This window comes from Neorhizobium sp. P12A (assembly GCF_008365395.1).
Classification (GTDB): domain Bacteria; phylum Pseudomonadota; class Alphaproteobacteria; order Rhizobiales; family Rhizobiaceae; genus Rhizobium.
The window spans coordinates 119,303-131,207 of sequence record NZ_QOVX01000009.1 but is presented as its reverse complement, the minus strand read 5'-3'; the positions used below and the strand labels follow the sequence as shown (position 1 = coordinate 131,207).

At 58.7% G+C, this 11,905-nt stretch carries 11 protein-coding genes; 8 read left to right on the top strand and 3 right to left on the bottom strand.

The features are described from left to right. Positions 1-73: 73 nt before the first annotated feature. Positions 74-1,249, bottom strand: coding sequence for an adenylate/guanylate cyclase domain-containing protein (locus DTW90_RS23070; RefSeq protein ID WP_149341238.1), 1,176 nt, complete (start codon positions 1,247-1,249; stop codon positions 74-76). 81 nt (positions 1,250-1,330) lie between these two features. Then, positions 1,331-1,975, bottom strand: a complete 645-nt coding sequence (locus DTW90_RS23065) for an HD domain-containing protein (RefSeq protein ID WP_149341237.1) — start codon at positions 1,973-1,975, stop codon at positions 1,331-1,333. Between the two features lie 336 nt (positions 1,976-2,311). On the opposite strand from DTW90_RS23065, the gene DTW90_RS23060 reads away from it, so the two are divergent. Then, positions 2,312-3,586 carry a carbohydrate porin gene (locus DTW90_RS23060; protein ID WP_149341235.1) on the top strand — a complete coding sequence of 425 codons (1,275 nt, stop codon included), beginning with the start codon at positions 2,312-2,314 and terminating at the stop codon, positions 3,584-3,586. Positions 3,587-3,637: 51 nt separating this feature from the next. On the opposite strand, the gene DTW90_RS23055 is transcribed toward DTW90_RS23060, so the two are convergent. Further along, entirely contained in the window at positions 3,638-4,255 is a 618-nt protein-coding gene (locus DTW90_RS23055; protein ID WP_132526284.1) for an isochorismatase family protein, read from the bottom strand. A gap of 177 nt (positions 4,256-4,432) precedes the next feature. Here DTW90_RS23055 and DTW90_RS23050 point away from each other — a divergent pair, with 177 nt between their 5' ends. The 7 genes from DTW90_RS23050 (at position 4,433) to DTW90_RS23020 (ending at position 11,745) form a co-directional block, all read left to right on the top strand. Beyond that, positions 4,433-5,344: a LysR substrate-binding domain-containing protein gene (locus DTW90_RS23050; RefSeq protein WP_132526282.1), complete on the top strand. Its 912-nt coding sequence runs from the start codon at positions 4,433-4,435 to the stop codon at positions 5,342-5,344. Positions 5,345-5,448: 104 nt separating this feature from the next. Beyond that, positions 5,449-6,327 carry a pirin-like C-terminal cupin domain-containing protein gene (locus tag DTW90_RS23045; protein ID WP_149341233.1) on the top strand — a complete coding sequence of 293 codons (879 nt, stop codon included), beginning with the start codon at positions 5,449-5,451 and terminating at the stop codon, positions 6,325-6,327. A gap of 101 nt (positions 6,328-6,428) precedes the next feature. After that, the gene (locus DTW90_RS23040; protein ID WP_132526278.1) at positions 6,429-7,376 is read left to right on the top strand and encodes an alpha/beta hydrolase; all 948 of its coding nucleotides are present in this window, start codon (positions 6,429-6,431) and stop codon (positions 7,374-7,376) included. A gap of 99 nt (positions 7,377-7,475) precedes the next feature. After that, on the top strand, positions 7,476-8,645 hold the full coding sequence (locus tag DTW90_RS23035) for an NAD(P)/FAD-dependent oxidoreductase (RefSeq protein WP_149341231.1): 1,170 nt from the start codon (positions 7,476-7,478) through the stop codon (positions 8,643-8,645). A 262-nt stretch (positions 8,646-8,907) separates the two neighbouring features. Next, positions 8,908-9,567 carry a DUF1684 domain-containing protein gene (locus DTW90_RS23030; RefSeq protein ID WP_132526274.1) on the top strand — a complete coding sequence of 220 codons (660 nt, stop codon included), beginning with the start codon at positions 8,908-8,910 and terminating at the stop codon, positions 9,565-9,567. Between the two features lie 237 nt (positions 9,568-9,804). Next, on the top strand, positions 9,805-10,539 hold the full coding sequence (locus DTW90_RS23025; RefSeq protein WP_149341310.1) for a GntR family transcriptional regulator: 735 nt from the start codon (positions 9,805-9,807) through the stop codon (positions 10,537-10,539). 135 nt (positions 10,540-10,674) lie between these two features. Continuing rightward, a complete protein-coding gene (locus tag DTW90_RS23020) occupies positions 10,675-11,745 on the top strand; it encodes a substrate-binding domain-containing protein (protein ID WP_132526272.1) in 1,071 nt (356 codons plus the stop codon). Positions 11,746-11,905 lie beyond the last annotated feature (160 nt).

Below are 11,905 nucleotides of genomic sequence, written 5' to 3'. Positions count from 1 at the left end.
GCGATCCCTGTCGGTTTTGTCAGGCCAAGCGATCGGGTCGCCTAATCTTCTCCCGGAAACCGCAATTCTTCGATCATTCGGTCAGCGCATAGATCTCGGCTGGGCGGGTGACGCCCTTGAGCGAAAAGGTGCCGACTTTTTCGAACCCGGTTTCAAAATGCGATACAAAAGCCTCCGATGCTAGCAGGCTGCGATCGACGGTGTCGCACAGCTTCTCCATACGGGCCGCTTCGTTGACCGCTTTCCCGATTGCCGTGAAATCGAGGCGCCTGGCTGCGCCAACGTTTCCATAGAAGACCTCGCCTACATGCAGGACAATATCGGCGAGGATTTCCGGCTGCGAGGCGTCCGAGCGTCTCTCGTTGAGCGCCGCGTTGGCTTCCGCTGCCGTCCTGGCTGCCGACAGCGCCCGGCGGCAGGCCTCGGCGGGATTTTCCATGTCAGCCGGAAAAATGGCGAGCAGGCTGTCGCCCATGAATTTCAGGATTTCGCCGCCTTGCTCCTCGACCGGCTGTCCTATCGCCTCGAAATGCTCGTTCAGCCACCCGACGATGTTATCAGGTGCATGATTTTCGTTGAGCGAGGTGAAATTCTTGAGATCGGCGAGCAGGATGGCTGCGTAGATGGCCGATCCCTCGCCACGCCGTGTCTGTCCGCTGAGAATTCGCTCGCTGGTGCGTGTGCCCGTATAGACCGCAAGCATGTCTGTCGCGACTCGGGTCGCGGCGATCCGGTAGCAGGCCAGCGCAAGCGCGGGCAAAAAAATGTCGAGATCGGCAATTTGCTTTTCCGAGAAGCCCGCAGGGCCGTCGCCTGCCAGTGAGAACCCGACACCGGCCAAAGCAGTTCCTCCAGGGTAGGGGGTCAGCTTCAGCAGGTACTCGGTCGCGCCGAGATCGGCCAATTCCTGCAGCATAGCGTAGGATGGGCCATCCTCATCGGGCGGCAGCTTCCACCGGCCATACTGGAGATTGTTCGACAAAAGATACGAAACGGGTGACCTGCGAAACATCTCCTGGCCCGCATCGTCATGCCCTTGAACATGGACCGAAATGCCGGAGGATCGCGACCATGCGACTGCGAAACCCCGTTGCAGCGGATCGATGGATGGCATCGTGATCGAAGCCCGAAGAAGCGGATAGCCAAGCGCCACCAGTTGCTCTGCGACGCCCTGCAGAATATCTTCGATACTGTCAGTGGACAGGCCTTTGCCGACGATCCAGTCGACCAGTTCCTGGAACTCCTGCATTCTGGAAATCCTTGAAGGTTTTGAGCTTTCGAGGAGACAGAATGCCGCCATAAGCGGCCATCGGCAATCGGCGAAGGTGAATCAGCGTTCCCAATGCGAACTCAGGATGATGCTGCACACATCGGCGCGCTGAAAACCGGGATCCCTGAACGCGAGAAAATCGTCATTGAAGGTGCCGAACGTGCTGGCTGGCCGATGCTTCATACCATGATAGAACGCGTCGATGACCTCGTGGCCGAAGTCTTTGCTGCGTGGATAGGCCGCGATCACGGCCTCTCGTTCCTCATCGGTGAAATGCTCATAATTGCGGCCCGCTATATCCATTCCCGCCCCGACCTGAACAAGGGAAATCTCCGGATGCATGTGTTCCGGGATGCCTGGGGTCGTGTGGAGGGCGATGGCAAGCCAGACCCTCTCGACGTCCGCTTCTGATATCCCGTGGCTCCGCAGAAAGTCGCGGGCGGCGTTTGCGCCATCTACTTCGAAACGCAGCTGGCTCTCGTGATAGTGATGCGTCAGGCCGACATCGTGGAACATGGCGGCGGCGTATAGCAGTTCCGGATCAAATTTCTGGCTGTCCCGCTTTCCCGTCAAGGCGCCCCAGAAATAGACGCGCGTGGAATGGTGGAAGAGCAGGTTGCTCTCGGTGTCACGAATGAACTGCGTTATATTGCCTGCCAATTTGCTGTCCGGGATCTTCGCGCCGAAAATGTCGTTATTTGTCATGATCTTATCCTATGCCGTGAAGGTGCGATTTCAAGCGCCGCTGCGCGACTAGAGCTTCACCGAACGGCAAAGCCGTCACGGAAGAGATGCGCCCTGCCGCGGTCAAAAAACAGCACCAAGAATGGCGAATTTCAGTGTACCAGGAATGGTGGCGCTGCCCCGACCCCGATCGGTTCAAGAAACGCCACGACATCAAGGCCCGCATATGTTGCGCCCGCGCACCATTGATGAATTTGCGGTGCAAAGCCTCAAACCAACTGTGCGTTAGCATTTCACAAGACCCCGTCGCAGGTTAAGCTCCGCTGAATATTCGTGGGGAATCAGTGGGGAAACAACATGCAGCGTGCGGTCTTGGCCAGAGCGGCCATCGTGCTCATTGCCCTTATCGGAGCCGGCAGCGTTCACGCCGGCGACGTCGTCGCTCACGCCCCGGATTCCACGCCGGCCGTTACCGAGGTTCCGTGGCTGTTTGGCGACTGGGGCGGAGCTCGCACGCGTCTTAGGGATCGCGGCATCGATTTCCAGTTCGGTTATACCGGCGAATTCGCCTATAACGCGACCGGCGGCGTCGAGAGCAAGAGCGCCTATGCCGATCAGTATACAGGTGGTGTGACGTTAGACCTCGATCGCTTGCTCGGCATCCACGATGCGCAGTTCCAGGTCACTCTCACCCAGCGTACCGGAAACAATCTCAGCGCCGCCGCGCAGCTCGGCACGCTACAGCAGGTGCAGGAAGTCTACGGTCGAGGCCAGACCATTCGTCTCACCCAATTCTGGTACGATCAGAAATTTGCTGACGGATTGATCGACTGGAAGATCGGTCGGGTGACTTTCGGCGAGGATTTCGCCTCGTTTTCCTGTGATTTCCAGAACCTGACATTCTGCGGCTCGGACCCGGGCAACCTTGTCGGCAACTACATTTACAATTGGCCGATAAGCCAGTGGGCCACCCGCGTTAAAGTCAATCTGAATGACTTCGGCTATTTCCAGACGGGCGTCTATGATGCCAACCCCAAATATCTGAGCCTTCAGGATCAGGTCCTGCCGGTATTCTTCAGCGACTCGACCGGCGCCATCATCCCCGTCGAGCTGGGGTGGCTTCCCACCATCGGCAGCAGCAAATTGCCGGGCAGCTACAAGTTTGGTGCATGGTACGACACGTCGACGGCGGATGATGTGGGAGAGGACATAAACGGCGATCCCATCGCCCTGACCGGCCTGCCGGCACGCCAGCACCACGGCCGATATGGCGGCTACATCAATTTCCAGCAACAGGTTACCGACAATCTCAGCCTGTTCCTGAATGTCGTTATGGCGGACAAGCAGACGTCGACAACCGATCGCCAGATCGCCGGCGGCCTAGTCTATACCGGCCTCTTCGAGTCGCGCCCCAAGGACGATATCGGCTTTGCTGCAGGCACGACGCATCTGAACAGCCGTGTGTCTGATTCCGACGATTCGTCCGAGTATGCTTTCGAGTTGTATTATACGTACCGTCCTAGGACCGGTCTGCTCTTTCGCCCTAATCTCCAATATGTCGTCCATCCAGGCGGCACCAGCCAGAACGACGACGTCTTTGCGCTCGGGCTGAAGACCTCGGCGAACTTTTGATAGCCGCTCGACCTCGGGAAATACTCGAAGTCGAGCTGATTTCTGCATGGGTTATTTGCCGTAAGCGCTGGCAATCTGGCCAACGAGCGTGGCCCAGGGCATGTCAAGCGCGCCGTAGACGGCACCCGCTTCCGGCCTTCCGTTATCCCTGAGGATTTCGACCATCATGGTCGCATAGTCAGAAAGGACGACGCCTGCCTGCTGCATCCGCAGCAAACCGGCCTGGCGCTTTGTCTCGCTAAAGGTCCCCGACGCATCGACGGCCACATAGGCGTCCAGACCCCGTGCCACCGCCGTCATGGCAGGGAAGGCAGCGCAGACTTCCAGGGAGATGCCGGCGAAAATAAGCTTCTTGCGGCCGGTCGCCTCGATTGCTTTGGCAACGCGGGCATCGTCATAGGCATTCACCGAAGAACGGTCGATGATCTCGACGCCGGGCAGAGCTTCGACAAGTTCCGGAAAGGTCGGTCCCCACATGCTATCGCGTGCAGTCGTTGTGACGACGATCGGCAGGTTCAGAGCCTTGGCAGCCTTTGCCAAAGCCACGACATTGTGTTTCAGCTCACCGGTGGAATAGTCTCTGACACCGGTCATCAGTCCAATCTGATGGTCGACGAGGATTACAGCAGCATTGTCGGCGGTGAGTGGTTCATAAGCGCGATTGGTCATTTCATTCTCCTGGACAATTGGGTTGCTTTTGCATGCGACAGAGACGATCCGCGGCTCTGTGAAAGCTGCCGTCGGACAGCCTTCGTTGGTGACGAGTAAAAGCTAGCGGCTGGACGATCGGCCCAAAAGTCATCAATATTGAAACCAGCCGTCCGAACAGTTGAACGATGGATATCGATGCTTGATCTGAACGATTTCTTCTTCTTCGTGAATATTGTCGATCGCGGCGGCTTCACGGCCGCAGGCCGGACGCTGCGGATTCCCAAATCGACCCTCAGTCACCGCATTCAGGAGTTGGAGCGCAATCTCGGTGTCCGGCTGCTGAACCGAACATCACGACATTTCGGAATGACGGATGCCGGCCAGGATTTTTACCGGCATGCGGTTGCAATGCTGCGGGAAGCGGAATTGGCGGAAACGACGATCCGGCATCGATTGACCGAGCCAACGGGGACAGTGCGATGCACCGCCGGCGTGGCGACCATGCAGTTTGCAATGTCTGGCATCATCGCTGACTTTCTCTTGCGCTTCCCCAAGGTCAATGTCGTCGCGCATGCCGCGGACCGGACGGTCGACATTGTCGGAGAAAATTTCGACATTGCCGTGCGCGCCCATTCCGAACCGCTTCCCGATTCCAATCTGGTGCAGAGGACGCTTGCCCCGGCGCCCTGGTTCCTCTTTGCCGGATCGGCCTATCTCGACGCCAACGGCATGCCGGAATCGCCGCAGGACCTTCAAAATCATCCGTCCCTTTTCATGATGAGAAGCGATATCGCGCCTGTCTGGCGGCTTCGTCACGCGAGACAGGCGCGAGACGAGATCGTCATGCCACTGGCGCCGAGGTTGCTCGGCGACGACATGATAGGGCTCCAGCAGGCTGCGATCAGCGGCCTCGGCGTGGTGGCGCTGCCGAGCTATGTCTGTCGCCAGGCCGTGCTGTCCGGAACGTTGCGGCGTGTGCTGCCGGATTGGATTGCCGGGGATTCGACGCTTACGGCCCTTATCCCGTACCGCCAGGGACTTCTGCCGTCCGTTCGCGTCTTCCTGGATCATCTGGCCGCCGAGTTTCCCAAGGCAGTGCTCATCTAGATCGTCCATCCTATCGGACGCTATGTCGCAAATTGCGTGACTTCTCGTCTGATGCTTCATTCTCCTAGATTGATCGCCAACACCGATCTTCAGGAGAAATGGCAATGCGCAACGTTCGGATAGAAGAAGAGATCAACGATGCCTCAATTCGATTGGGGGCGGTCGTTGCCGGGAAATCCCACACGATCGGAAACGGGTTCACAGCAAATCATTTCTCCGAGGAGATGTTTGGCGGGCGCATGGATCCGCTGCTGATGGTGGACCACTTCGTCATGACGTCTCCAACGTTCGCGCCGCATCTTCACGCCGGCATCTCGGCGGTCACGGCGATGTTCGAGGATTCGACCGGCGGCTTCGTGAATCGGGACACACTCGGAAGCAACGTAGTCCTGAAGAGCGGGGATCTCTACTGGCTGGCCGCTGCCAGCGGCGCCGTCCACGAAGAGCTGCCGGCGCCCGGAGCCCGGACGCACGCGCTACAGATTTTCGTCAACCTTCCCGCCCGCCTCAAAGGCGAGCCGGCACGCGCGCTCCATGTGCATGCGGAAAAGGTGCCGATCATCGAGGGGCTGGGATATCGAGTGCGTGTCGTTCTCGGCCGTATCGGGAACTTGGTCGGGGCCGAAGGTACGCCGGAGGAGATGACGATGCTCGACGGCTCGCTCGCAAAGGGCGGCCACTTTTCTCACCATCTGCCGGGCGGCAGACAGGCCTGGATCTATACCGTCTCCGGCAAGCTCACCATTCGATGCCTGAGCGAAGTTAGTTCGCTGGAAGCGGGCAAGGCAACCACTCTCAGCGCCGGCGTGGATACCGATATCGTTCTGGAATCCGACGAGCCGACGCACTTCGTCCTTTTGGCCGCAAGGCCGATCCGCGAGCGGTTCGTCAAGCACGGCCCGCTGGTTATGTCCACGGAAGAGGATGTCCGCAAGACGCTCGCCAACTACGCGAGTGGCCGTTTCGGCTCGCTCCCAGCTTGATACCAAACCACCGTCAACCCTTCATCACGGCGCGGGGCGGGAGGCCTGTTGGGCACCGCTGAATATTGCCCGACCGCGGGCATGCAACATGGAGAGTGATCATGTTCAATTTGACAATGTCGGAAAGCACAGCGGCAGAAACGACGCTCGTCGGCGTCTCGGACGGCGAGCGTACGCGTGAATCCGCTCTTCGTGAGAGGTTCGCCAGTTTCTGGGGGCCTGCGACCGGCGATATGAGATCGGTCTACGACGCCTTCATCTCGGCATGCCCCATGGTTGACGGCGTCGTCATCCACGAGGTCGATGCGGAAAGAGTGAACGGCTGGTGGCTTCGCCCGGTCACTGCGAAGCCGGGCGCCGCCATCCTGTATCTCCATGGTGGGGGCTATGTCCTTGGCTCAGCGAAGGCCTATCGCGGTTTCGTCAGCCAGCTTGTCAGCCGCACGCAGGTTTCTGCCTTGGTCATCGACTACCCGCTCGCGCCCGAAGCGACGCTACCGTCCGCTCCGGCTGCTGCCCTGGCCGCGTGGAAATGGCTGACCGACCAGGGATTCGAGCAGATCTCGATCGTCGGCGACTCCGCCGGCGGTGGTCTGACGCTGGTCACTCTTGCAGAGCTAAAGAAACGAAGCCTCGGCGCTTCCCCAGTGGCGGGTGTCGTCTTCTCGCCGTGGACCGACATGACCTTCGCCGGTCCGTCGATGACCGATGCGACAGTGGAAGATCCGCTGATCGGCTACGACTATCTGCAGGATTGCGCACAGAAGTATCTGGGGTCCGTGTCTGCCTCCGATCCACTCGCTTCGCCTTTGCTCGGCGACTTGCATGGGCTGCCTCCGCTCCTGATCCAGGTCGGTACTGACGAGCGCCTGCGCGACGACTCCGTGCGATATGCCGACCGCGCGGCGCGGGCAGGGGTCTCTGTTCAGTTCGAGATCTGGGAGGGCATGCATCACGTCTTCCAACTCGATGTCGCCCATCTCGAAAGCAGCCGCCGTGCGCTCGATAACGCCGCTCGCTTCCTTTCCGATGCCTTTGCGCCCAAGTGAGATCAGCTTCGGAGAGTAATCTCGCGAACCAGATGACAGCTGTTGCATGACCGATTCATGGTAGGGTGCGGCCAACGCTTTGCTTGGTTGGTGACATCAGTGACGGATTCCGAGACGATCATTGTCGGTGCCGGCCCTGCCGGATTGGCATGCGCAGCAGCGCTTCGCACACGTGGCCATTCCTCGCTGATACTCGAAAAAGCCGAAACCCTGGCTGCATCCTGGCATCGACACTACGATCTGCTGCATCTCCACACCCACAGGAGACATTCCGGTCTTCCAGGGCGGCCCATGCCGCGCAGCTTCCCGAAATATCCCTCGCGGCTTCAGGTGATCGAGTATCTCGAGAACTACGCGCGGGCCAATGAAACAAGAATAACCTACGGTGCGGCGGTTACGGCAATTCAGAGGAACGGGGGTTGGATCGTTGACAGCCTTGCCGGACGCTTCGAGGCAATGAATGTCATTGTGGCGACCGGTCTCTCGAACGTGCCCGTGCGGCCATCCTGGCCGGGGCAGGAGCGGTTCGCAGGAAAGCTCCTTCATTCCTCCGAATTTAGAAATGCCGTGGACCTCGGTGCAAAGCGGGTCCTTGTCGTCGGCTTTGGAAATTCCGCGGGTGACATTGCGCTGGAATGCGCTGAAGCGGGCCTCTACGTGGGACTGTCAGTGCGCGGGCCGGTCAATATCGTTCCGCTCGAGATATTGGGATTGCCCACCGCCAGCATAGCGATTGCCCAGCAATTCTTTCCCCATCGTTTCGTCGACTTCGTTAACGCTCCGATCTTACGATTGCGCTTCCGGGATGCCGCCAAACTCGGTCTTGAATTGGCGCGCAAGGGTCCCTTGACAACAATCAAAGAGAAAGGGCAGACCCCATTGATCAACGTTGGCACGATCGAACGGATCAGATCAGGCGATATCCATGTGTTCGGCGGCATTTCAGACTCCGACGAGCGGCAGGTTCGGTTTGCTGACGGTCGGCGCGATGTCTTTGACGCCATCGTGATGGCGACGGGTTATCGTCCTGCGCTCCGCGAGATATTGCCTGATGTCCGGCAGCGATTTGGCGACGCCGCCGGTCCGCCGCGTGGGCAGCTTCAACCCAACGGCGACGGATTATATTTCTGCGGCTTCGACGTCGTATCGACGGGACTTTTGCGACAGATCGGAAAGGAAGCCAAGGAGATTGCCGCCTCGATCTGCGGCGGTGCTGAACTGAATCTTCCAAAACCGACCTCTAGCGCCGCGGCAAATCAAGGCTTCTGATTTTTAGCCACTTTGAAAGTTCCAATTTGCAGCGCCAGGCCAGAGCTTCGGCAAGTAGCTCTGAGTTCATGGATTTCATGGAGCGGGCAAAACAGGATGGGTTCAACAAAGCCAGCCAATGGATCGCGTTGAAAGATTGCCCCAGCTTTTTTAGTGGTGGTCTTGTCCTCGTTGATATGACACCCAAATGTGTGTCGCAAACATTGGCACAGCAAATCCGGCGAGTAACCGATTGCGCCGAGATGGTTGAGCGAGCGTTTCGATGAACGAACGACGTGATCTCCGACATGGAGGGGCTGATTTGAACGAAACTATACAACTGTGGGAATGGCGCGAGAAGATCGCAAATCTCTATTACGAGATACGTACCAGCAAAGATGCGGCTGCTGCCTGGCAGCTTTGGCGCGACACCCGTTCGACCATGTTTCGCGACCATCCGCAGTCGCCAATTGAACCGGCGGACCGTATGACGTTTGAAGGACCGACGACGTTTCCCTATGATCCCTCATTGCGCCTGACGGTACAGCTTGCCCCGGTAGCGTCGGAGCAGATAACCGTCGCAACCGGGCTGGATGGTGACCTGTCGATGCATACGTTCGCCCGTACAAGCGGGCTGGAGGCCAGATTGGGCGGCGAATTGACCCTTTACTGGATCGAGGGGTACGGCGGCGGCGTGTTCCTGCCGTTTGCCGACGCGACCTCCGGGACCGAGACGTACGGCGGTGGCCGATATCTCCTCGACACCATCAAGGGAGCGGATCTCGGAATTGTCGGCCCAGATGGCACGCTGGTGCTCGATTTCAACTTCTCTTATTTTCCTTCGTGCGCCTATTCGCCCCGCTATGTCTGCCCACTAGCGCCATCAGGCAATCGACTGAAAGGCGCGGTGAGAGCCGGGGAGCGACTTCCTATCTCGAAATGATAAGTGTCGGGACCAGAACTGAATCTCCGTAGCCGGCCATTTGGAAGTCATGCCTGCTTCCTTAGTCTCCAATTACCTGGGCGGTTTCCGTTCTTCAATGCGAGCGAGGAGGGTGGCTGGCCGCCATCGTGGCTTCAGGGGTTCTGCTTGTACGGTGAAATGTGATCTGGTATACACAAAGGATGAATTTGGGCGCCCCTCATCGTTCCAACATTCGGCTTCAGGACTAGGTTGGTGATGTCAGATCCTGTCGTTCCGGCTTCCCCGCAATCCAGGTCGGGAGCTGCTCGCGTCTATCCGCACGATCCGCTGACGCAGGCGCAGCGGAAAGATTCCCTGGTCGATGATGCCTATCGTGCACTGAAGGCAAGTGTTCTTGATGGCACGCTGCCGGCTGGTTATCAGGCGGTCGAACAGCGTATTGCCGAGCAGCTGGGCATGAGCCGAACCCCGGTACATGAGGCAATCATCCGTTTGCAGCACGAGGGTCTGGTCCGTGTCCTGCCGCGTCGTGGCGTTCAGGTCCTGCCGATTTCCACGGCCGACATGGTTGAAGTCTATCAGCTTTTGGTTGCAATGGAGGGCATGGCTGCTGTGCTCTTGTCGCAGCATCCGGAGCGCTCTGAGCGATCGGTGCGCTTGATGGAGGAAGCAACGAACGAGATGGATCGTGCGCTAAAGGCCGGAGATCTGCGTGGATGGGCAAGAGCCGATGATCAATTTCATCGACTGCTGGTAGGCGAGTGCGGCAATGCCCGGCTGGCGCGAGTCGCGTCGACAATGATTGATCAAGCGCAGCCCGCCCGGATGTTGACCCTTCCTTTCCAGCCTGCGTCGAACGTGTCCGTCCAGGAACATCGACAGCTGCTGTCGGCAATCAGGGCAGGGGATGCGACCGGCGCCCGCGCCGTCGCGGAAGGTCATCGCACGCGGGCCAGCGGCGATATTCTGAAAGCCATCGAGCGGCTTTGACCCCAGCGTCGATCCTGTTCTGACTATTTGCAATATGTTGCCGATGGTTGATGAGAATAATGGGCGGCATCACGCTTGCGTGTGGAATTCCCGAGGCGCATTGTCGCCCGGGAGACACAGGGGGAGCAGACGGACGTGCCTAAACCGCAGGGATCGATGATTGGGCGCAAGTTGCGGCGGGATGTAGGCCAGCGCGTGACGCTGCGAACGGTTGCGACCACCCTTGGTCTTTCGGTCACAACGGTCAGCCGTGCGCTGAAGGAGGGACCGGAGGTCAACCGCGAGACAATCGAGCTGGTCAAGAAGGTTGCGGGAGAGCTTGGCTACCGGCCCAATCTCGGCGGCCTCAATCTCAGGACCGGCAAGACGCATGCGATTGGCATCGTGCTACCCTTCGAGCGGCAGGGCGAGATGAACATCGTTGTCGCTTCAGTGGTCGAAGGCGTGTCGCGCAGCATGAAGGGCCTCGGCTACAGGACGACGGTCGTTCCGCAACTACAGGCGGATGACCCGCTGGCAACGGTACGCGATCTTGTCGAGGAGGGGTCGGTGGATGGCGTTATCATCACCCATACCCGTCCGCAGGATGATCGCGTCAAATATCTTCTCGAAGTGGGGATGCCTTTTGTCACATTCGGGCGAACCGAACTTCTGAGCAAACATCCAAGTGTCGATCTGGATCACGAAACCATCGGGGCCGAAGCAGCGCGGTTGCTGCTGGATGCCGGTCACGACGCGCCCTTGCTGATCGCGCCGTCGAGCCAGTTCACCTATAGCCTGCAATTCGTAAAGGGTTGGACGAAGACATTCACCGCGCGCAATCTCAGCGTCCCCGATACACTCATCCATTTTGCGGCGACCACGCCGAACAGTGGGCAGGAGATCGCGAAGAACATTGCTTCCTGGCATCCTGACGCAACCGGCGCCTTTGTCGCCAGCGAAGAGGCTGCACTCGGCTTTCTGGCCGGATTGCGGATGAAGGGCCGCCAAGCGGGCCGCGATTTCGCGCTGGTCACCTATGGCGGCACGACGCTTCATGATTTCTTCAATCCGCCGCTCAGCTCCTACTATTACTCCAATTACCTCATCGGCGAGCGGCTGGCATCGCTCCTGCATCGATCGATGGCAGGTGAGGATTTTTCGAAGCTTAGCGAGCTGGTCCAGGCCGAATTTGTTGATCATGGCAGCCAGTCTCTCCGTCCTTGATCCCCTGTCGGCGATACCAAGGTTCCCACGAGAAATCGGCTGAGTAAAAGCTATCCATAACGTTACCATTTCGCGTCGCTCCTACTTTCGTTCCATTCGATGCGGTACGTGCATCAGTCTTGACAGTTTCGGCAATATCGATCATTCGTAACGTTACAAA